The organism is Bacillus sp. LQ01 (assembly GCF_057624735.1).
On record NZ_JBYEZL010000001.1, the window covers coordinates 2,332,239 to 2,354,747 of the forward strand.

General features: G+C 34.0%; 22 protein-coding genes and 4 pseudogenes. 6 read left to right on the forward strand and 20 right to left on the reverse strand.

Going from position 1 to position 22,509, the window contains the following annotated elements:
* The first annotated feature begins 32 nt into the window (after positions 1-32).
* Positions 33-590, forward strand: a complete 558-nt coding sequence (gene satA / locus AC22L0_RS12110; RefSeq protein ID WP_001054993.1) for a streptothricin N-acetyltransferase SatA — start codon at positions 33-35, stop codon at positions 588-590.
* A 79-nt stretch (positions 591-669) separates the two neighbouring features.
* Here satA and menA read toward each other — a convergent pair whose 3' ends face one another.
* From menA to AC22L0_RS12160, 10 genes and pseudogenes are all read right to left on the reverse strand, one after another.
* Positions 670-1,581, reverse strand: coding sequence for a 1,4-dihydroxy-2-naphthoate polyprenyltransferase (gene menA, locus AC22L0_RS12115; RefSeq protein ID WP_000536384.1), 912 nt, complete (start codon positions 1,579-1,581; stop codon positions 670-672).
* Between the two features lie 258 nt (positions 1,582-1,839).
* Positions 1,840-2,439 (reverse strand): DJ-1/PfpI family protein, encoded by a 600-nt coding sequence (locus AC22L0_RS12120; protein ID WP_061654895.1) that lies wholly within the window; start codon positions 2,437-2,439, stop codon positions 1,840-1,842.
* Positions 2,440-2,495: 56 nt separating this feature from the next.
* Positions 2,496-3,479, reverse strand: a complete 984-nt coding sequence (locus tag AC22L0_RS12125) for a phosphotransferase (protein WP_140160690.1) — start codon at positions 3,477-3,479, stop codon at positions 2,496-2,498.
* Between the two features lie 193 nt (positions 3,480-3,672).
* A complete protein-coding gene (locus AC22L0_RS12130; RefSeq protein ID WP_087965115.1) occupies positions 3,673-4,329 on the reverse strand; it encodes a uridine kinase family protein in 657 nt (218 codons plus the stop codon).
* Positions 4,330-4,641: 312 nt separating this feature from the next.
* Positions 4,642-5,046 carry an arsenate reductase (thioredoxin) gene (gene arsC, locus AC22L0_RS12135; protein WP_000428354.1) on the reverse strand — a complete coding sequence of 135 codons (405 nt, stop codon included), beginning with the start codon at positions 5,044-5,046 and terminating at the stop codon, positions 4,642-4,644.
* A 25-nt stretch (positions 5,047-5,071) separates the two neighbouring features.
* Positions 5,072-6,112 (reverse strand): ACR3 family arsenite efflux transporter, encoded by a 1,041-nt coding sequence (gene arsB, locus AC22L0_RS12140; RefSeq protein ID WP_087965113.1) that lies wholly within the window; start codon positions 6,110-6,112, stop codon positions 5,072-5,074.
* Positions 6,113-6,130: 18 nt separating this feature from the next.
* Positions 6,131-6,568 (reverse strand): ArsI/CadI family heavy metal resistance metalloenzyme, encoded by a 438-nt coding sequence (locus tag AC22L0_RS12145; RefSeq protein ID WP_050821974.1) that lies wholly within the window; start codon positions 6,566-6,568, stop codon positions 6,131-6,133.
* A gap of 60 nt (positions 6,569-6,628) precedes the next feature.
* The gene (gene arsR, locus AC22L0_RS12150; RefSeq protein WP_048568424.1) at positions 6,629-6,934 is read right to left on the reverse strand and encodes an arsenical resistance operon transcriptional regulator ArsR; all 306 of its coding nucleotides are present in this window, start codon (positions 6,932-6,934) and stop codon (positions 6,629-6,631) included.
* 696 nt (positions 6,935-7,630) lie between these two features.
* Positions 7,631-8,041 (reverse strand): annotated as a pseudogene (locus AC22L0_RS12155) (Nif3-like dinuclear metal center hexameric protein); the annotation flags it as partial.
* A gap of 84 nt (positions 8,042-8,125) precedes the next feature.
* Positions 8,126-8,782: a CPBP family intramembrane glutamic endopeptidase gene (locus AC22L0_RS12160; protein WP_087965111.1), complete on the reverse strand. Its 657-nt coding sequence runs from the start codon at positions 8,780-8,782 to the stop codon at positions 8,126-8,128.
* 401 nt (positions 8,783-9,183) lie between these two features.
* Between AC22L0_RS12160 and AC22L0_RS12165 the strand changes: the two genes are divergently transcribed.
* A complete protein-coding gene (locus AC22L0_RS12165) occupies positions 9,184-10,614 on the forward strand; it encodes an IS4 family transposase (protein WP_087965109.1) in 1,431 nt (476 codons plus the stop codon).
* Between the two features lie 204 nt (positions 10,615-10,818).
* Here AC22L0_RS12165 and AC22L0_RS12170 read toward each other — a convergent pair whose 3' ends face one another.
* Positions 10,819-11,328 (reverse strand): DinB family protein, encoded by a 510-nt coding sequence (locus AC22L0_RS12170; protein ID WP_048568422.1) that lies wholly within the window; start codon positions 11,326-11,328, stop codon positions 10,819-10,821.
* A 585-nt stretch (positions 11,329-11,913) separates the two neighbouring features.
* Between AC22L0_RS12170 and AC22L0_RS12175 the strand changes: the two genes are divergently transcribed.
* Positions 11,914-12,531, forward strand: a complete 618-nt coding sequence (locus tag AC22L0_RS12175) for a nucleotidyltransferase domain-containing protein (RefSeq protein WP_070756716.1) — start codon at positions 11,914-11,916, stop codon at positions 12,529-12,531.
* Between the two features lie 346 nt (positions 12,532-12,877).
* Here AC22L0_RS12175 and AC22L0_RS12180 read toward each other — a convergent pair whose 3' ends face one another.
* Complete coding sequence (locus AC22L0_RS12180; protein WP_087965107.1) at positions 12,878-13,969, reverse strand: low temperature requirement protein A; 1,092 nt, start codon at positions 13,967-13,969, stop codon at positions 12,878-12,880.
* 73 nt (positions 13,970-14,042) lie between these two features.
* Here AC22L0_RS12180 and AC22L0_RS12185 point away from each other — a divergent pair.
* A pseudogene (locus AC22L0_RS12185) lies at positions 14,043-14,384 on the forward strand (isochorismatase family protein); the annotation flags it as partial.
* A 105-nt stretch (positions 14,385-14,489) separates the two neighbouring features.
* On the opposite strand, the gene AC22L0_RS12190 reads toward AC22L0_RS12185, so the two are convergent.
* From AC22L0_RS12190 to AC22L0_RS12210, 5 genes and pseudogenes are all read right to left on the reverse strand, one after another.
* A complete protein-coding gene (locus AC22L0_RS12190) occupies positions 14,490-14,690 on the reverse strand; it encodes a hypothetical protein (RefSeq protein ID WP_065703698.1) in 201 nt (66 codons plus the stop codon).
* A gap of 161 nt (positions 14,691-14,851) precedes the next feature.
* Positions 14,852-16,013 (reverse strand): annotated as a pseudogene (locus AC22L0_RS12195) (MFS transporter).
* A 318-nt stretch (positions 16,014-16,331) separates the two neighbouring features.
* Positions 16,332-18,188 carry an alpha/beta fold hydrolase gene (locus AC22L0_RS12200; protein ID WP_087965105.1) on the reverse strand — a complete coding sequence of 619 codons (1,857 nt, stop codon included), beginning with the start codon at positions 18,186-18,188 and terminating at the stop codon, positions 16,332-16,334.
* Positions 18,189-18,247: 59 nt separating this feature from the next.
* The gene (locus tag AC22L0_RS12205) at positions 18,248-18,814 is read right to left on the reverse strand and encodes a TetR/AcrR family transcriptional regulator (RefSeq protein WP_061654899.1); all 567 of its coding nucleotides are present in this window, start codon (positions 18,812-18,814) and stop codon (positions 18,248-18,250) included.
* A 574-nt stretch (positions 18,815-19,388) separates the two neighbouring features.
* A complete protein-coding gene (locus AC22L0_RS12210) occupies positions 19,389-19,976 on the reverse strand; it encodes a TetR/AcrR family transcriptional regulator (protein ID WP_002062846.1) in 588 nt (195 codons plus the stop codon).
* A gap of 220 nt (positions 19,977-20,196) precedes the next feature.
* Here AC22L0_RS12210 and AC22L0_RS12215 point away from each other — a divergent pair, with 220 nt between their 5' ends.
* Together AC22L0_RS12215 and AC22L0_RS12220 are read left to right on the forward strand one after the other, a co-directional pair.
* Positions 20,197-21,387: an MFS transporter gene (locus AC22L0_RS12215; protein ID WP_087948652.1), complete on the forward strand. Its 1,191-nt coding sequence runs from the start codon at positions 20,197-20,199 to the stop codon at positions 21,385-21,387.
* A gap of 33 nt (positions 21,388-21,420) precedes the next feature.
* A pseudogene (locus AC22L0_RS12220) lies at positions 21,421-21,567 on the forward strand (VOC family protein); the annotation flags it as partial.
* A 58-nt stretch (positions 21,568-21,625) separates the two neighbouring features.
* On the opposite strand, the gene AC22L0_RS12225 reads toward AC22L0_RS12220, so the two are convergent.
* The 3 genes from AC22L0_RS12225 to AC22L0_RS12235 all read right to left on the reverse strand — a co-directional run.
* Complete coding sequence (locus tag AC22L0_RS12225; protein ID WP_103652772.1) at positions 21,626-21,853, reverse strand: GNAT family protein; 228 nt, start codon at positions 21,851-21,853, stop codon at positions 21,626-21,628.
* Positions 21,854-21,953: 100 nt separating this feature from the next.
* Positions 21,954-22,160, reverse strand: a complete 207-nt coding sequence (locus AC22L0_RS12230) for a hypothetical protein (RefSeq protein WP_087948651.1) — start codon at positions 22,158-22,160, stop codon at positions 21,954-21,956.
* Between the two features lie 164 nt (positions 22,161-22,324).
* Positions 22,325-22,509, reverse strand: a 185-nt coding sequence (locus AC22L0_RS12235; protein ID WP_487272278.1) for a hypothetical protein, incomplete at its 5' end; no start/stop codon positions are given.

Genomic DNA, 22,509 nt, shown 5'->3' on the forward strand with positions numbered 1-22,509 from the left:
TAGAAGAAATATTATTATGTGGAGGTGCCCCGATGAACCTTGTAATTAGAGAGTTAGAAACAAATGATTTAGATAATCTCCCGGAGATTGATGACAGTTTTATAGTGAATGCTCGGTTAATTCTTTCTCTTTCCAAAGGAAATAAACGTATAGAATATACAGTAGAAGACGTTCCAAGTTATGAAAAAAGTTATTTACAAAATCAAGATGATAATGAAGAACTGGCTTACAATGAATATATAAATAAACCTAATCAAGTCATTTACATAGCACTGTTACATAACCAAATCATTGGATTAATGGTATTGAAAAAGAATTGGAACCACTATGCTTACATAGAAGATATAACGGTAGATAAAAAATATCGTACACTCGGAGTTGGTAAAAGATTAGTTGATCAAGCAAAGCAGTGGGCAAAAAAAGGAAATATGCCAGGTATCATGCTTGAAACGCAAAATAATAATGTCGCAGCATGTAAATTTTATGAAAAATGTGGATTTGTAATTGGTGGGTTTGATTTTCTTGTTTATAAAGGTTTGGATAAGACAAGTGATGAAGTTGCAATTTATTGGTATATACATTTCAAATGATAATAGTTTATAACGTAAAAAACTCAAAATAAAACCCCAATTTCTCTATACTAAAATCGAGAAATTGGGGTTAAGTTATTTAAAACAAATAACTAATTAATAATCCTGCTGATAATAAGAAGCCAAAAATCGTATTTGTCATCGCTGTTGATTTCATTGCGATGCGCATATACCCAGGATCCTTTGCCCCTTTTTGGAAACTTTGAATCGCAGAAATTGGCTTTCTCAAACCTAGGAACATAACTAATGCCCAAGGGCTTATATAACCCATTAATACAATTACGGCAATCCATAAATACGCAATGAAAAAGGCTACCGCTAGTGTTACCACAGCTTTCTCTCTCCCAAGGAGGATTACTAATGTCTTTCTTCCACCTTTAATATCTTCTTCGATATCTCTGATGTTATTCGACATATTGATTGCACCGACTAAAATTCCAATTGGAATGGAAATCAATACACTTTCAATCGTTATCGTATTCGTTTGAATAAAGAAAGCAATGAGTACAAAACATGTCCCCATTAACAATCCAGAAACTAATTCTCCAAACGGGGTGTACGCAATTGGTAGTGGACCACCTGTATATAAATAGCCAACTGCCATCCCAATTAAACCAATAACCACTAACCACCAACTACTATTCATACAAATATAAATGCCAATAAAAGCTGCTACGACATACAATAAAAGCGCAACTGTTAAAACATTTTTTGGCTTCAATCCATGACGGACAATTCCGCCACCGATGCCAACGGATTCAGCAGTGTCTAATCCACGTTTAAAATCATAGTACTCATTAAATAAGTTCGTTGCTATTTGCAATGCTAAACATGCAACCATCATCGCAATAAATAACAGCCAATCAATTTTGGCAACATAAAGTGATGCCACTGTTCCTAAAATTACAGGAGAAAACGTCGCCGTTAATGTATGCGGGCGCGTCATCTTCCATATTAATTTAGCGGAACTAATTTCTTTTTCTGTCCCCATAACTCTGTTCAATCTCCCTACATTTTAAGTATAAATTACTAGCAGTATCTTTCTATCTATTTCCTGCCACGCATCCATTCATTATATCAATAAATGATTATCCTTTCTAACAAATCAACTTTTAATAAAGTAAAAATTATAAAATGAAACTTTAATCAGTAGGAGTTTTGGCATCCCGACTGATTATTAGTACATATGAATTGGGCTTTTATGGGCAGCCCCCCCTCCCATTTAAAATAGGATAAAAAAGAAAGCAAATTACTTCCAAACAACACCTCGCCTCTCATATTCCATTCTGTATTCAACGGCAGCCGCAATTTTAAGGCTTGCGAATCTTTCCGTGATCCAAAGCCCCAAATCAACTCCTGAAGTGACTCCTCTTGCAGTGATAACATCCCCTTGATCCGCAATTCTGTAATGAAGAAGCTCTGCCCCGTATTCACTCATTTCATCCTGTGCCAAATAGTGCATCGTTGCCTTTCGACCGTTCAATATACCAGAGGCAGCTAATAGCATACCTCCTGTACACACACCAGCAACGATTGTTCCTGCATTGTGCATCTCGCTAATCATTTTAGTCAAAGTTCCAAGCTCTGCTTGCTTTCGTGCCCCATGCTCTGCTTTATGATTCCAGCCACCACCAGGTACAATTAACAAATCTGGACGATTCTCCATTCGTAAAAAATCATGTAGTTTAACTGTAACTCCAAACGAGGTAATAACTTCCTGCTTTTGTTCACTCGAAACGAATTCAACTATAAATGGAGCCCCTTCTTCTATAGCTCTTTTCAGTACCTCAAACGGTGCGAAAGAGACAAGTTCTCCGAAACCATCAAACAATACTATTTGTATTTTCATTTTTTAGAACACATCCTATGGTTTCTTATTTGAGTCCCAGACTAGGAGAATACATGTTATGTACAAGTTAATAATGAAGATAGTCTTTCTCCCCTCACTCTATAAACTTCCAAATGTTCTTCTAATTCCCTCTCATCACTTATTACACCTAGCGTTTTCTTCACAAAATTCCAATTCAAACTACCGGATAACCATAACAAGGAAGAAAATCTCTTATAATCATTTGGTGTTAAAATATTATGGGCCTTATACCCTACTAAAAATGAACTAGCAACCTTCGAACACACCTCATGAGACTGTACTCCTTCTGTTCGAGAATACCATTTTATTAAAAAGGCTAGTCCTTCAATGCGGTCAACATAACTAATAGATTCAAAATCCACAATTCCTTTTACCTTTTGACTTGAGCCCCATAAAACATTCAAAGGATTTAAATCTGTTTGTACGATAAATTCTAGTTCACTCGTATATGCGCACTCTATATGATATTTAGCAAGATCTATATACTCCCGCAATTCCTTACATGCGCTTGCCCTACTTTCTAACATATTAATAAACTCAACATACCCATCCAAATGAGATATCTTTTGAAAAATCGAGCTTTGAAATGCGCAAGAAATATCATGAATCTTTCTTGCTTCCTTTCCGAAGGCTTCTACAATGTTTTCTGTGCAATGCGTAATATGTTCTCCCTCAATCCAATTAGACAATACAAATCGGTATTGTTCATCATTCCAAGCGACAAGTGTAAATGGCTCTCCTGCCCTATTCTTGTTTATCTGCATAAAAGGAATTTCATGTTCGCGTAAATAATAGGTAAACCGTACTTGCTCTATCAGTTGTTCGTTTGATAACGCCCCAAAGGCTGGATTGATTGTTCGCTTGCTATTTATAAATCTTGCGGAATATCGCTTTCCATTTACCATTATTTTATAATGCAGATCCGTATTCCAACTATCCTTATGCAATTCTTCTTCCACTGCTAGTGAATGAATTTCTTTAAAATAATTTATTAATATGTCTTTTATTATATGTTTCATTCTATTCTCCTTTCATGCAAAAATTACAATAGCCTTCTATCTATGTAGATGAAAGAAGGCTACTAAATCTTTTTTAAAATTTATATATTTCATAGTGAATGTATTATTGATTAAATAATACATTTGTTTAATACAAGTACCCCGTAAGAAAAATTAACCGTCATAATGTAATTAACAAAGTGAGGATTTTCATTTAAATTTTATAAAACTCAAATGTATTCTTTTCTAAACATATTGTTTCATCAGAAGTTTTGATAATGATATCAAAACGCTGACTATACGAATGCATAAATACTTCATATTGAATCCGTTGTTCTTCATGAGACTGCCTTAAATAACTTATATCCGATCCCCTTTCAGCTATATCCCGGCTTGATCTTCTCATTAGTTCCGTTTCGCCATCTGTATAAAAATAAATTTTCAAATCAAATAAATCAGGGTTAATAAATGCGGCACTCATTCCCTCCACAATCGTTACTTTATTTTTCGAAGAAATCAACTTACTTTTCATATAATGCGTATCTATCGTATAAAAATCCAGCCCAGCTCTAACCATCTGAATATCTCTTTCTAAAGCTGCCAAATGGTGTGCCGCTGGATGACAAGCTGTCATTTTATAACGATGATTTTCATTTTGATATGTATAGTGAATCACTGCATGCTTACGGATATCCGAACTGACAATGTAAGGATCTGTATTAATATAATTTACTTCATTTTGATTTAGTAGATTTACGAGTCTATTAGCAAACGTTGTTTTTCCAGCTGCACCATGTCCTGAAATACCAATAACAATTTTTTCATCGCTCATCCTTAACCAATTTATAATTTCTTGTAACAACTTATCCATCATTCTCCCCCTTGCGCTAATATACTACCCTTTATTTCAATATCCAAAAATCCCTTTATTAAATTATACATAAAACAAGGAAGATATTGTAATTATTCATCATACCATCTCTAATTCTAAACAACTATATTATCTTTTAAATGAATTTATTATTTGTGAACACCTACATGATTAAATAGATTTCTAATTTTATCAATTCAATAGAATACCCTCTATTTTCCGGTAATTTATGCGAACCAATACAGTCATGACTATGTACAATAAAAAAAGAGCCAATCCCCTATAAGATAGAAGATTGACTCTTTCCTTTATTTACTCCCCTGTTTCAGAAAATCGCTTTATACGTTCACCAATTTCATCACGAACACGTTGAAATTCGGACCACTCTTTTCCTGCTGGATCATCAAATCCCCAATGAACACGATTTACATGCGGCGGAGTAGATGGACAAACAGAATCCGCATGACTACACAGCGTAACGACTAAATCAGCACTATTTAAAATGTTTGCATCAATTATATCTGATGTTTGATTTGTTATGTCGATATTTACTTCGTTCATTGCTTTAATTGCATTTGGATTTACTCCATGTGCTTCAATTCCTGCAGAATATACATTCCATTTATCACCTAAATATTGTTTGCCCCATGCTTCTGCCATTTGGCTTCGGCATGAATTTCCTGTGCATAAGAAATAGATTGTCTTTTTGTTTTCCATGTTGTTTTCCGCCTTTGTTTTTAAATTATGCTGGTTGATCATTAAAATATTTACGCTTAAACCAAAAAGCGACGTTTACAAGCGCAATCATTACAGGTACTTCCACTAACGGCCCAATAACAGCTGCAAATGCTGCACCTGAATGAATACCAAACACACCAACTGCTACTGCAATCGCTAGCTCAAAGTTATTACTACCTGCTGTAAATGCTAACGTTGTAGTCACTGGATAGTTTGCACCAATTTTTTTTCCCATAAAGAAAGAAACAAAAAACATGACAATAAAATAGATTAATAACGGAATTGCTATTCTTACTACATCTAATGGTACGCTAACAATCATTTCCCCTTTTAAAGAGAACATAACGATGATTGTAAATAGTAATGCAAGTAATGTAAGTGGACTAATCTTCGGTATAAATACCTTTTCATACCATTGTCTTCCTTTTAACTTAACGAGTACAAATCGTGTCAACATACCTGCTATAAAAGGAATTCCCAAATAGATAAATACAGATTTCGCTACTTCTACCATTGTGATATCAACAATAGCTCCTTCAATTCCTAACCATTCTGGAATGACTGTTACAAACACGTATGCATAAACGGAGAAGAAAAGCATTTGGAATACGGAGTTAAAAGCTACTAAACCTGCTGCATACTCTTTATCCCCATCTGCAAGATCGTTCCAAACGATTACCATTGCAATACAACGTGCTAATCCAATCATAATGAGACCAACCATGTATTCTGGTTTATCAGGAAGAAAAATAATTGCTAACACAAACATAAGTACCGGACCGATAATCCAGTTTTGTACTAAAGATAGAACTAACACTTTTACATCTTTAAATACTCGGCCCATTTCCTCGTAACGAACTTTCGCTAACGGTGGATACATCATGACAATTAAACCAACAGCTAGCGGGATAGACGTTGTTCCAACTTGTAATGTATTCAATCCGTCTACTACACTAGGAAATACAAACCCTAAACCAATCCCAACAGCCATAGCTAGAAAAATCCATAGTGTTAAATATCGATCTAGAAAAGATAAACGTTTCATTTTATTTTCCATCTCCTATTAACAACAAGAATTTTGTTCTACTACGTTAGAAGTCGTGCAACAAGGTGCCTCTTCTATTTTATGAACATCACTCTGTGCTTTTGTATAAAAGAATTCCCACTCGTTCCCATCAGGATCCGTTACCCAAAACTTATCTTGAACCGCATAGCAACAAGTCGTATCCATCTCATCACGCGCAAAGAAACCTTCTTTTTCTAATCTTTCTTTATGTAACGTAATTTCTTCAGCTGTATCCACTTGGAAACCGAAATGATTTACCTGATTTCCCTTCACTTCATCTCGTACGTTTAGCGTGAAATTAAGTCCTGGCGTCTCTAATAAAAATTTTGCATAATCTACTTTCACCTTAACTGGTGACACACAAAATACCTTTTCGTAGAATTCAATAGACTTCTCTAAATCCGTAACATTTATACCGACATGAACATATCTCATAGCTTATTCCTCCTCTTTATATGTTATTAATCAATTTTTTTTGATTAATAACGCAAAATTTTAACAGCAGCTACCTTTTCCTGTTTTTCTAAAGATACAACACAATTCTTCTGATAATAAATTATTCACTTCCGCATCATTTAAATCATAATAACTCCACGTACCTTTTGTTTCTTTTACAATTAAACCTGCATCTAATAAGATCTTTAAATGATAGGACAACTTAGATTGCGTCATTTCAAAAACTTCTGTCAAATCACATACACACGTCTGGCCTCGCTGGCAAAGCTCATACATGATTTCTAAACGTTTTTGATCAGCCAACGCTTTAAACTTTTTCTCATATAACTGAAAATTTCGTGCCACTGTAGTTCACTTCCCTTCATCAACTTTTTTTGATGTTTATAGTATATACGCTAGTGAGTTTATTATGCAACTTATTAATCAAATTTTTTTGATTTAGAAAAACTTCCTCCCATTATATCTTTGCTACAACTAAAAAGGACCCCAGCCTTTTCAAAAATGAAAAACTACGGTTCTTTTTACAACTTAATAGTTACAATATTTCCGAGAAATGGAGTCTCTATAACTATTTTAAATTTTAATTTGATCATTATAGAGTAGTGCCCCATCACCATCAATCTAAGAAAAACAAATACCCCAAAATGAGAAAAATCGATATAACTCTTCGGTAAATAAAGATAACTCTTGTTTTTAGTGCATAATCATAAAAAGCACGTCACCCTTTCTCATTAACATAAGAGAATAGTAACGTGCTTTCAATTTCAAAAATAGTCTAAATCCTTAAGTTGATGGTTGTGGGGCGGGCCCCATGCCCATCAAGCTAAGATTTTAAGACACCCCCATAACGAGAATTTTACTTTTTTACAGTTATTTATGAAAATTCCGCTTGTTTTTTTCATTTTTGGGGTGCTAGACCTAAAACTTCAGCAATATGCATAGACTGAAACATCTAGTTTTCACGATATAATTCTCAGCTAAATTCGAAAAAAAGAGCTTGAATTCCAAAGCTCTTTTAAATATTACTTAATAACTTTATAATCACCATTTTTCCTGTGGAATTAAAACTGTTTCAATATCAAAGTTATTCTCAAACCATTCCTTCATCAATGTTTTATGGACCAGATATTCTGATGCAGAATGGGAAACGCCGATTAAAGACATCGAAGTATTAGAAACATAATCCATCATTTGCTTGTATCTTTGTTTACCATATTCGTTATCAATATGGCAATGGATTTCGCCAGTGATATAGGCTTGAACTCCTCTTTTTTCAGCTTCCTCCATCCAACTTACTTTGTCGCCACAACCTGCAACGATAGCTATTTTCTTTACGTTATTTATGTTCTTACCTTCAAAATTAACATATGGAATATCGAATATTTCTTTTAAGTGAGAAGTTAGTTCACTTGTACTCTTTTCTTCAATGTTACAAATAAGAACTAGGTCTTCATTATTTACATAAGAAAATAGTAACGTGTTTTTAACTTAAAAAATAGTCTAAAACCTTAAGGTGACAGAAAGCAATCTAGTTTCTTACAGAATTAAACTAAGGACATTGTTTAACACATGTATTGCTATGATATATGCAAGGGATCTTTTAGAAATAAGATAAGCCACAGTATATATCACCGAGCCTGGTAAATAAATAGCAAAATCCGAAAGGTTTTGTGAATGAAGAACTGTAAAAAGTAGAATTGAAACGATAGATGCAATAGCAGTACCAACATAACTAGAAAATTTATTTACTAATATATGGCGAAATACAATTTCCTCGACTATTGGACCCACAACACCAACTAAAAGCACTGCAAATATAAAAGGTACCTCTGAAGCAGCTTGATTAACAAGATCTTGATTCACTGACTGATCTGTATTCACTAGAAATTTCGTAACAAATGTTTCTAGAATTAACGTAAGTAAAACCACCATAGGAATACTTACTACTTTCAAAATTGTTTTCTCTTTAAAATAAGAAAAACTTTGAAGAATTTCTTTCCTATAGAAACTTATTCCTATAATAGCAGGTACAATAAAAGCGGCGACAGTAGTAGCAAATTCTGATTCAACTAAATTTACATTAGTTAAAAGTAATACTCCTACTAATATGAGGACGCCAATTTGGAATATTACAAACATTGTAAAAACTACTAACATAATAAGATCTTTTTTATTCGTTTTTATAAAGTTCACTTTATTATCCCCCTAATTAAATTGCCTAGAATCTTTAATTTTTCTTTCTGCATAAATTTCTCCTTTTAAATATATTCACACATGATTCCGGACCGTTCGGTCCGGAATCTAATGATACTATATGTCTCTAATTTTTTAAACCCCTTTTTAAATTATTAACGATTAGCCTTTTATAAATTGAAGTGAAATTAGGAGTAGTTTAAACCCTTTAGCTCAATGTATTTATAAAATTATATATATAAATAAAATAAATATACGTTAAAATTAACTTTATTTTTATATCTTCGACGATTATAGGGGTCCCACCCCATCGCTATCAAGCTAATAAAACAAAATTCCCCCTAAAATGAAAAAATACGCTATTCTTTCTATAGAATCATAGGAAAGGATGGCGTTTTAGTATGAATTTATCGATTTCTGATGAATTAGAATTGTTTTCTAAAGAATTGCAACGATATATGTCACCTGATGCTTTAGAGCAATTAGCTAAAAATGTAGGATTTGTTAAACGAAAAAGTAAATACCGCGCACAAGATTTAGTGGCTCTATGTATTTGGTTAAGTCAAAATATTGCCCATACTTCATTGGTACAATTAAGTAGTCGATTAGAAGCTAACACAGGCATTTCTATGAGTCCAGAAGGACTCAATCAACGTTTTAATTCTCAGGCTGTTCAGTTTTTACAACAACTCTTAGCACATTTACTTCACCAACAATTTTGTTCTTCTAACAAGATTCCAACTTTGTATACAAACTATTTTCGACGTATTCGTGTATTGGATTCTACACATTTTCAAATTCCGGATAAATTCACTTCTATATATCAAGGTTCAGGTGGTAGTGGTCAAAATGCTGGTGTGAAAATTCAACTAGAGTATGATTTACTAAGTGGTCAATTTCTTCATGTTCATGTAGGATCGGGAAAGCACAATGATAAAACGTATGGTTCTACTTGTTTAGAGTCCCTTCAACCGAACGATATATGTATACGTGATTTAGGATACTTCGACCTAAAAGACTTACATACTATAGAAGAGTGTAATGCTTATTTTATTTCAAGATTAAAGCTCAATACACGTATATATCAAAAGAATAATGAGCCTGAATACTTTCAAAATGGAACAATAAAAAAGCACTCTGAGTACATCCAATTAGATATGGAGCAATTCATTGACCAATTACAGTCAGGTGAAACATATGAAATTCCTGAAATTTATATTGGAATGTATCAAAAACTTCCTGCAAGACTCATTCTGTACAAATTAACTGAAACACAAATGAAACGTAGGCAAAAGGATTTAGCATCTAAAGAACATAAGAAGCAAATTACCTATAAAGAACGTAGTAAGAGGCTTAGTGCAATTAACTTTTACATTACAAATATTCCTTTAGAATATCTACCAAAGGAACAAGTATACGATTTTTACTCCTTACGCTGGCAAATTGAACTTATTTTTAAAACATGGAAATCATTTTTTCGTATTCATCACTGTAATTCTGTAAAATTAGAACGACTAGAATGTTACTTATACGGACAATTAATAAGTATCCTTCTTTGTTCCTCCACCATGTTTCAAATGCGCCAATTACTCCTCATCAAGAAGAAACGAGAATTAAGTGAATATAAAGCAATTTATATCATCAAAGATTATTTTCCACTTATTTATCAATCTTTACAAAAAGACACCCAAGAATTAACAAAGATTCTCTTTCGTCTGTTTAATCTCTTACAGAAAAACGGACGAAAATCCCATAGGTATGAGAAGAAAACAGTCTTTGATATCTTAGGCGTCGTATACAACTTTTCTATGTCTCATAGTCATGTAGCGTAATCCAAAAAACTGAAACCTGATAGGGTTTATTTGGCATGCAAATCTTTAAAGAACTTACATTTGTCTTTAGAAAAACGAAAAAATTTCACGTGAAATTAAACTTATATAAGCTTAGCTTGATGGCGATGGGGCGGGCCCCAATAAGAACGGTATCTAAGATTGTATGAAAGGTGTTAGTTCCATTCAAAAGGCCTCAGCCGACGATTAACTCAAGTACCGATTTCGGATGACTCCCATGTGATGAAGTTCGTGTCCTGCGATGCCGTACGCGAGGGCGCGCGCCGTAATGCTTAGGTTGTTGGCTGTACCCTTGCGGTTCCACGCCTCCGCCGGTAGCCCGCGCAGCAATGTGATCGTTGATTGCCGGACGGCCTGGTAGTCTTCGGCCAGTTGCGCGATTGTCCAGCTTCCGAAAGGAGGCATGAACAATTCCTGATCGAAACCGGTCAGCGGCGTCTGGTCCCCTCTTGCGAACCGGAGCAGGCGGTAGGTTATGACGCGTTCCGCGTCTGTAATGTGGCCCACAACTTCTTTCAGTGTCCATTTTCCTTCCGCATACCGATATGCGGCCTGGCTTTCGGTCAACGATGCCAGGAGCTCGGTCATTTGCTTTTCCTGGGCGAGCAGAATGTCGATGATGTTACCGTCTGGCACCAAACGGATATATTCGCCGGAGCTCCCAGCGTATTCTTCTTCTGAAGGTCTTTGATTCATGCGTAGTCACCTCTTTATGTATATATAGAAAATTATAGGACTCGTCTATGTCTAATCAATTCGCGAAATGATAGAACTTTCCTTCTAATAATTGAGGATAAGCAACTATTTAGTCAGTCAGTCGCCACACTATCCTGATTCGTTAGCACAATAAGCAACGCTAATCAATAATGCATAAAAATTATCTGTTATACAATATTTCAAAGTTATTAATATATAAAGGTAACACCTTCTTTTTTTAATTTAAAGATGAATTTTCAATTATATTTTGAAATAGACCGAAGTAAAACACACTAGTCTAACTACTTTTCTATACAAGATTTTATGCAAAAAAGAATAGCGAAGACCCTAGAATCCCCGCTATATCAATGATGTATAAAATCTTGTATAAGAGATAGATAGACATAGAGACAAAAAATTTAGTAAAAATAAGGATGCTATGAAAAACTTGCTAACGATAATGAGACGTTATGTTAACCTTATATGAATATCCTATACAATCAAAATCACACGATGTATCACCTCTCCCGAATGGTATAATAAGGAAAATGACAGGGGCTTCTTCAAAAACGTTAGGAGGATACTATGGAACTGGGATTAGAAGATAAAATTAGGAAATATTTAGTGAGCAAATATCAGTGCCACTCTGTTATTGTCTATGGTTCCTATGCGAACGGTGACTACTCTGAGGACAGTGACATTGACTTGTTATGCTTTACTGATGTACCCACCCATTCAAACGATATAAATATTTTGCAGGAGAAGCAGTTGGATGCTTGGATTTACCCGACTGAGAAAATAAGGGACATAACAGATTTCCTTCGCATCCAAAACGGGTATTCAATTTTGGATGAACGAGGTTTGTGTGCTAATTTTCTAAACCAGATTCAGGAACTATACCAGCAAGGTCCAGAACCATTACAAGATACCCAGAAAGAGTTTCTGAGAGAGTGGCTTAACAAGATGTTAAAGCGTTCGGAACGGGGAGATATAGAGGGGAACTTTAGGTTTCATTGGTTGTTGGTTGATAGTTTGGAGATTTACTGTAACCTGCACGATACATGGTACTTTGGACCAAAAAGGACATTGAAATGGATGTCTGCACACGATACTAACAGTTACAGATTATTTGAAAAAGCCATACACCCAAATGCAGACCCCTATGATGTAACCGCTTGGATTGCGTATATTACACAAGAATAACCCACTTCCAATAACGAGAATTATGTAAATAAGCTGGCCATGTGGACAGCTTATTTTTTTTGCTTAGCGTGCAAAATTCGCGTCTCGTTGGCGGTACCCCATACCCATCAAGCTAAGATTTTGAATTATTCCAAAATGAAAATTTCATTCTTTCATAGTTGTCCATAGAAGTTCAGTTCGTTTTTTTCATTTATGGGAAGAACGTATTTCTTAACTTGATAGCGATGTGGCGAGACCTCTACAATCAATTTATGGATAATCAGATTTAATATCAAATGTAAAAGTTACCAATATATACATATAAACCAGTATTATAGTTAGATACTGGTTTATTTGATGCTTTTATTTATGTACTTGTTAATTTAGCATAGATGATAAAAAATAAGGTTAATTGTCCTATTATCGCAATATTCGGCACTACTATAATTAAATTAATAATAAAAAAGACTGCTAAAATCCCTAAAAACAAGCATAAATGATAAATGTTCAAGCGGTGTTGTTCAAACCTGTATTGATGAAAAACAATTGTAGTTGACAGGAAATAGAGCAATACAGAACCAAAAACAAAATATAAGATAAAAGAATAATAGACCTCATGTAAAAATAATAATCTAATGGATGCTGCAACCATACTCAAAGACATTAAAATAAATAGATGACCGTAAATAATAATTTGACCAGAAGTTTGTCTAGACTTGTCGAGTTTCTTCTCCATGTTATCGAAATATTGCCACCACATCGAAATAATGAGGATAAATGAAATAATCGCAAAGCTTATTGAATCCCAATTTCCTTGTTTAGGTTGAATGACCACAAGAGTGCTTATAAGAGCTTCCCCAAAGAGAATAATAGAAAATAGACCAAATCTCTCTAACAAGTGGGCTGTATTTGTAGGAACCTTTTCTAAACACTTTCTTCCAAGCAGTGGTACAATAATATCGATAAGAATCCCAAAATATAACACAGCATATCGAATCCAAGAATCAAAAAAGACGGATAATAATGAAATAGCGATTCCAATCCAAAAATATCTTCCTAAAAAGAGGGCTGCTTTTTTTCGAGCCCCCTCTTCTATACGCTGGACCACAAGATATTGAATTGCAGTCACGACCCTTAAGCCAATATAGCCAATTAAAAAAGAAAGATAATAAGGATCAAAATCAGCTGATAAGCTTGATGTCATTATTAGGACAAAAAACATTTGCAAGATCAAAAAAATTCGTTGATGAAATAAATCTTTTCCAAACCGGTTAACAAAGATGGTTTGCCCTACCCAAGCCCACCAGATCGGAATAAAAATTAAGACAAACTTTACTAAATACTCTGCATGGATGTGACCATCTTCAACATGAAGTAAAACATGAGTCGCAGCCGTCACTGCCGCCACAAATAACAAATCATAAAAGAGTTCTAACCACGTCACTTTCTTTTCTTCCATTTCTGCACTCCCTCCTTATAGTAATAGTATGCTAAAAATATATAATAATTGGAAGAGAAAATAATATAGACATAAACCATTTCTCATCGCGGGCGTAGTTACGGATGTTTATGTTGCTTTCCCAGCACTTTCCGCTATAAAAGCTGGGTATGAAGTATTTGCTGTTACGGATGCTTCAGGAACTTTCAGTAAACAAGTTGCAGATGCCGCCAATACGCGTATGGCACATAGTGGTGTGTAACTTATGAACTGGTTTAGTGTAGCGTGCGAATTACAACGCGATTGGCGCAACGATGTCGAAGGTTTTGGCAATTTACTTGCTAGTAATCTTCCAGGTTATCAAAATATAATTGGAAGCTATAGGGAGGATTTATGGAAAGGTATTATACAATTTCAAGTTATGCACCATATATAAGAAGAATCCAACAAACTATGATTAATCACTACATTTTCTTTCATAGGATAGGATGTCAACGTAAAAAAAGACACTTTCTATAGTGTCTTTTTTGAAATAGTATACCTATGTTAGCTTTTTACACTCTAAAATAAAGTCGATATCCTCACAAGTAGTATCCTCATTGTAAATACGTTCAATAACTTCCGCTGCATACTCTTTATCTTCATATGTTTCTGCTAATCTCTTTATATAGTTTTTTACAATTTGTATTGCTTCTTCCAGGTCTAGATTACTTTTCATTAATTCAGGGTTGAAATATCCCAATTCGTACACTCCTTTTCATTAATGGGGTACCGCCACATCAACTTAAGGGATGTATTAAACAAAAACGTAAGCTTTCTGGTTTCGGTTTAAATAAAAACCTGTCAATAAGATCAGGATTGCATTGGAAATGTATCTCTGTTGTTTTTTGTTATATATTTGGATCAGTATACAGTTATGCCAAATCCAATAGTAAGAATTAATCCTGCAAAGATATATGGTAGATTAACATTTACATTAAGTAAAATGCCTCCCGTTGCTGGCCCTATTATATTCCCGAGACTTGTATAAGTAGAATTCATCCCTCCGATAAATCCTTGATTTTCTCCAGCTATTTTAGAAAGTAATGTTGTAATTGCTGGTCGAAGTAAATCAAATGCCAAAAAGATGATAAACGTTAAAATCGCGACCATCCAATAATTACCGACAAATGTAGATACAACTATAATTATAGCGGCTATGAATAAGCTATATTTAATGATCCCTTTCTCACCAAATTTTTTTACTAATTTTTCAAAGAACATGATTTGTGCTATTACTCCTAATATGGCGCTTACTTAAATAATTATTGATATATCTTTAGGTGTAAAACCAAACTTTTTATCAACAACAAAGCTAAACATATGTTCATAAGCTGATAAACCACATCCTAAAACAAAAACAAGTAATAGTGGGATAAAATATAAAGGGTGAAAAGATTGTTTAATTTCTTAAAAAAAACTAACTTGTATTTTGTTATCTTGCATTTTAATTCGTTGTTCTTTAGATACAGGATCTTTCAAAATGAATACTGAAAAACACGCAGCGATACCAGAAATTACTGCTGCAAAAAAGAACGGTGCACGTATGCCAAAATCAGATATAAAGCCACCAATACCAGGTCCAATTATGAATCCTGTACTAATAGCTGCTGATAAATACCCTAATGCTTTTGCTCTGTTTTCTAATGATGTTGTATCAGCTATAAAAGCAGTGACTGCCGGCATCATACATGCAGAACTAACACCTCCTAGTGCTCTAGAAAGAAATAATACCCATATTTGATTTCCAACTCCAAATAAAAATTCAGAAAAGGAAAATAGAATTAACCCTGCTATGATCATTTTTTTCGACCAAATATATCTACCCATCTTCCGGCAATAGGAGATGTTAATAGTTGAAAAATGCAAACATAGCAATTAAATATCCCATAGTGTCAGTGCCTAAATGTAATGCCCTCATATAAGATGGCATTACAGGAACTACAAGACCAATTCCTAAAAATACGATAAATACATTAAATAATGCTAAAACTAAAGCTAAATTTTTCCTATTGTATATACCCATATGACTTTCCTCACCTTATGATTAATTATATATAGACATAAAAAAGCTTTTTTATATAATTGTCTTTAGCATAAACCCTAAAGTAACTTTAAGGTCAATACAAAAATTAAAGACGTAAAAATATCTATAAGGCGTATCACCAGATCAGGTTGCCCCAAAACGATAAAATGAACTTCATTGTTATAAAAGACTCAAATTTTTCGTTTTGGAGCATTATAAAATTTTAACTTGATGGTGATGAGGCGGGACTCCAAACAGTACGATTTTATTTCAAAGACACAACGATCTTACTATACACTTTTTATTTATCCCACACTCTCATCTGCTAATATTACTATTTTCTATTACTAATGTTGCCGTTTCACTCGGATGGCTAAGAGGAAAATGATGGCCATATGGAACAAAATCAACTTTACCAAGATGCGATGGAGCAGAATAGGCTCTGTCATAATCCCCCCAAATAATGTGAAGATTATACTTTGTTACTTCATTGAAATCACCTTGATCGTTTTTCAGTAGTAAACTGTTAAGCTGAACCGTAGTATTTAAAATTCTAGGAGAAGTAAAACTGTTCCTTATTTTTTCAATATAATGTTCAGGGATGCTCTCCATACTTTCAAACAAACCATTACTTAATAAATATCGCTCTATGAAATTAGTAGTTGCCAATTTTAATGTCCATTTGTTCATAAATTGAGGAACATTTAGCGATTTAGCATTTTTTTTAACTACAGGTGGCTGAAGTAAAGTGATTGCATACTTCTTATCTATGTACTCTTGTACCAATGCTTCCAGAAGAATAAATGCACCGAATGAATGACCAATTAGATGTGCACCATTCGTAGCTTTCTCCAATAACTTTTTCACTACATTCAAATAGATATTTAGAAGATTTTTATCTCGTTTAAAAGGAGAACGCCCCAAACCTGGAAGATCCAAGATCCATACAGGTTGACCAGTTTTTTCATGAAGCTCTTGTGCTAAAGGAAATAAATCCTCTCCATCACTCAATAAACCATGTAATAAAATAAACGGTTTACCCTCTCCTTGTAATTGGTAAAGGGTATTGTTATCGCATAATGTTCGTTTAAATACATGATTATGCTGGCCATTTTGATACATCATTCGATAATCCAGATCAGCTACTACGGCAGGGAAAAATTTCATTACACTCGTCTTCCTAAACCAATCTCCTCCCATAATTTTTTTCGCTGAAACATTTGAAAATTTTCGTTTTGTAATAAAATTCAGTCCATCAGAAGGAATTTTTGTTATTTTACTTACTCCACTATTCATAATTGCTTTCATAAGTGGCATTGGGACAGAGATTTTTGGTGCCCTCATATTCATACTTTCCGACATAATACTTAATAACTCAGCAATGTTCTGGTCGTGCTGTTTGTCTTCAACAAGTGTATATGTTTGAATAGTCGGTTGCTCCAATCTGAAAACCTGCACAATAAACTTCGCAAGCTCATCGTTTGAAATAAGTGGTAACCTATATCTCTTACCTCCAGGAATCACTGGCATGAGCCCTCTTCGCATACTCTTCACAAGCAAACCTAATCCTGCTATCTGCTCTGTACTCCCTGTTTTACTACTACCGACTACAGTTGGCGGATTAATTACAGAAAGCGGATAACCTACTGCTGATGCCTGCTGACGGATATAAAGATCTGCTAAAAATTTTGTTCTCTCATATGGATTTTTTATTTTCAAATAATTATTCCCTTCTTGAAACACATCAATTGCAATCTTGCTATTTTTATCATCAAAGGGACTCATATAACCTACAACATGAATAAATTGTTGCAAGCCCTTCAATTGATGAATACTTTTAGCTAATTCACTAATATGTTTGGCGCCATTTAAAAATACGGAAGCTACCTCTTTACTTGTCGCTTGAATATCCATGGGGCCTCCTGCGTGAATAATCACATCCGTTTTCAATACCCTCTCCTTATCTTCAGCACTTAGACCTAAATCTATTTTCGTCAAATCACCTTCAATAAAGTGCATAACTTCCTTTTTTAAGATGCCTCTTTCTTGAAAAAGACGTATTGCTTTACTTTTCGACCTCACTAAAAGAAGAATTTTAACATCCTCTTTGGCTAATTCTTTCACTAATTGCTTTCCAATAAAGCCTGTTCCACCAGTTAAAAATACTGTTCTCATATAAAATCCCCCTTTTTAGTACTACTCAGTACTAATTTGATATAAAAAAAATGCTTCTTTTATCGAAGCAATTTTAAAAAATGATCTGCTGTTTTCGTGATTACAGTTGCATCCTTCAATGTTTCTGAAATAAATAACGCTCCTTCAAGATTTGTAATAAAAAGTGATGCAACCTCATCAATATGAATCGTATTTCTAAATTCTCCATTCTCTACCCCTTGTTTAAGTAATAGAGAAACTTTCTTTTGTAATCCTGTAAAAAAAAGACCTATTTTTTCTTTTATTTGCGTGGCCTGTTTAGGACTTTGAATATAAAGAGTAATAAATGGACAGCTCCCCTTATACTCTCTCGACTGAACTCCTTGTGATAATTGCTTTAAAAACAGTTGGATACGATCTTCAACTAAAAATTGCTTCTGAGAAAGTACGTCATCAATTGCAGATTGATACATTTCAATCCAATAATCAACGACCGCTTCTAATAATACTTCCTTATTAGAAAAGTGATAATACACATTAGACTTTGAAACTTTGCTTACACGTACTAATTCATCCATACTTGTATAAGCAAACCCTTTTTCTAAAAATAATGTTGCAGCTACTTCAATCACACGTCTTTGATTCATTAATTTTACCTTTGTCATAACTAGAACTATATAGTACTAATTTAAATATTACAAGTATTTATGTTCATTTAGAAAAAAGTTTGTTTAAAAAAGTTCCACTAACATTGATTTTACTGCAAAAAAAATCTTATTTTGAATAAAGTTGAACTGAACCCCGAAATCGTTAATTTACTATCGTCTAATAGGGGTCACCATACATACCCATCAACTTAAGAAAAAGAAATGCTCCCAAAATGAAAAAATGAGCAGCTTCTCAGAATAACTATCTGTAGAGAAAGAAAATTTTAATTTAGGGAGATATGAAAATATTAGTTTGATGGTGATGGGGTGCTCCCCTATGTCTATCAAGTTAAGATATTATATTATCCCCATAATGAAAATTGTTTGCATGACGTTATATTTAGAGTAATTATCTTGATTATTTTTAACATCCCCTTAATTCTTAAACTGATGTATTGGGAGACCACTCCATATACATCAGTTTTTAAAAATTAAATACTTTATTTACCAAGTTAATATAAATTGCCTTCGCATAAGAGACAGTAGAATTTCTAAATCTTCATTTTAATATTAATCAATTCAAGCGTATTCCTTCGAATGCATTTATTACCAAGTCATGCACATAGGAATCATCCAACTTTTCACCGGTTACTAGCAACCGATAGAAAATTGGTCCGTAAATGAGATCGATACTTAAGTCAACATCGAGATTTTCTTTTAATTCGCCCCTTTTAATTCCCTTCTCCAGGAGTTGTTTTGCTTGCAGGCGACGTGGCTGGAAATATCGAGTACGATATTCCTCTGCCAGCTTTGAATCAAATTGTCCTTCACCAACTAACTCAGTAATAATAGTCCCTTCACGACTTATCAAAAATTTGGTTAAACTTGTAGCATGAATTAAAATATCATTCAATGCTGAACCTGTGTCAGGTATAGGCAATCTAGCTGCGGCAGCAAAAAGAAAACCATCCATTACTACAGCAGCCTTATTAGGCCACCATTTATAAATTGTAGCTTTACTAACTTTAGCACGGTCTGCAATTTTATCGACTGTGACTGCTTTAAAGCCACTTTCCAGTAATAACTCATAAGATGCAGAAAGGATAGCTTTTTGGGTTTCGACATTACGTGGTCTACCTCTTTTACCTTGCACATTAATCATTCCTTCCAAGAATCATAAACTATACGTTTAGTATACTTAATATGAACAAAAAATAAAATAGCCTATTTACAAAACTAAACGTTTAGTATATATTTTAGTTAATTAATAAACTGAACGTACAGTTTATTAATTGTTAAGGAATCTCGTAATAATCATGGCTTTATCTAAGTTCCAAAATACACCAAGGTAATTCTGAAATAAAAATATGGGGGAAATACTTATGTCTAATTTTAAAAATAAAGCAAGTGATAAGGAAATTTCATCGGGTTTAATCATTCTTCTGGCAACTGCATGTGGTATCATCGTGGCTAATCTTTATTATGCGCAGCCTTTAATTGGGGTAATTAGTAATGAAATTGGGCTTTCTAATAGTAGCGCTGGATTAATTGTAACGCTAACTCAAATTGGATATGTTGTTGGCTTATTATTTCTTGTGCCTTTGGGGGATATTGTTGAGAATAAAAAATTGATACTTATATTGTTATTTTCAAGTGCATTTGCACTCATTTCTATGGTTTTTGTAAAAAGCGCAACCTTGTTGTTAATTGCTTCATTCTTTATCGGACTGGGTTCGGTCGCAGCGCAAGTGCTCGTACCTCTTGTATCATATCTTTCATCTGAAAATGCACGCGGTCGCGTAGTTGGCAACGTCATGAGTGGTCTGTTATTAGGTATTATGCTTGCGCGACCGATATCTAGTTTAGTAGCCGGTATGTGGGGATGGAATGCAATATTTGCTTTATCTTCTACTGTAATTATTGTTTTGGCATTTGTATTATCGAAAGTACTCCCTACTAGGAAACCAAAGGCAAAAACAAATTATACCACCTTACTTAATTCAATGTGGCAACTACTACGAACTACTCCAATTTTACGCCGTCGTGCCATTTATCATGCTTGTGTATTTGGGGCTTTCAGCTTATTCTGGACCACTGTTCCATTATTATTATCTAGTCCTGCTTTTCATTTTTCTCAGACTGCCATAGCATTATATGCACTTGTCGGAATTACAGGTGCAATAGCCGCTCCAATAGGTGGTCGTCTAGCTGATCTTGGCTGGACACGACCCGCCACTGGGATAGCTCTCACTGTTGTTATTATTTCTTTATTACTACCACTTATTATTCAAAGTAGTTCGCCCATCGGAATAGCTGTTTTAGTAATTGCTGCAATTCTGTTGGATATGGGAGTATCTGCAAACCTTGTGCTTAGCCAACGTTTAATTTTCTCGTTGAGTCCAGAAATTCGTAGTCGATTAAATGGGCTATTTATGGCTATTTTCTTTTTAGGAGGTGCAGTTGGATCCTTTATTGGAGGATGGGCATATGCCTTAGGAGGATGGAATCTAACATTATGGATAGGAATCACTTTTCCGGCCATAGCCTTGCTTTATTTCGCCACAGAAAAATAGTTCTATAATCAAATTATTTACGAATTGTATTGAGCTTTTGGTGCAGATTTAAAGTTTTTAAAGACTTCCAAATTCTGGTTATAACAGTATGAAATAGAAGTGATGGGACGTCAGGAGACAGGAAATCAAGAGCCAATTATCCAAAGATGGATGCTGACTGCGAGTGTATACTTTTTGGATCATCATGTAACATAAAAAGCCCCTTTTTAGTCTATAAATATTTTATAATGAGTGTAGTTTATTTAGAAAATACTAAACTACACTTTTTAATTCGGTTGTCAAATCTTTCACACACTCTCTCTTTTAAATAATAGCTCATAATAATAAGTGCGCCTTTTTTTCCTATTTTTCGTACATCTTCATCAATAAAACCACATTTTTTATATAATAACTGTGCAGTAATGTTTTTCACATTTATCGCTAGCCAATACAATTTCACTAATATGTGGATATTCTTTGCGTACAAAATCAGGTAGTAACAATAATGATTGTTTGGTATGCCCCTTTCCTTGATAATAATAATCCGTTGAAAGAGCACGTAATAACATAGCTTTTGGATTTTTAGATTATGGATTTATGCCTGCATTTTCATGAAGCTCAAAAAATGTTACAAGCTCATTATTTGCAAGAAATAATATAGAATGTATGTCAGTATCGCCTTCTGATAATTCTACACATTTCTTTGGTTTACCTGTAAATTGTAACTGTTCCTCAGATAATTCATAGCATTCTACTTGTTTTTTAAATCGTTCTTCAAATTCAAATAACCCCATAATGTCCCTCCATTAATTCTCCCCGTTTGTTAAATAACTTTATATGGAAAAAGTTGATACCCTCGTATTTGAGAATATCAACTTTCATTTTTATGTAACTTTATAGTATAAAAAAGAACTTTATTTCCATTAAACAGCTTCGTTGCTATAAAAGGCAAAAAAGCTCATTTTTTCATTTGGGGGTAATTCTGAATTCTTAAGTTGATGGGCATGGGGTCGCGCCCCACATCCATCAACTTAAGGTATATTTTTAAACAAAATGCGGTCTTTCCATATAGTTTTTTATTATCTTTTGTAGATTTTATAAAAGCGGGCATATCAAATAAACCCTGACGGGTTTCAATTTTTT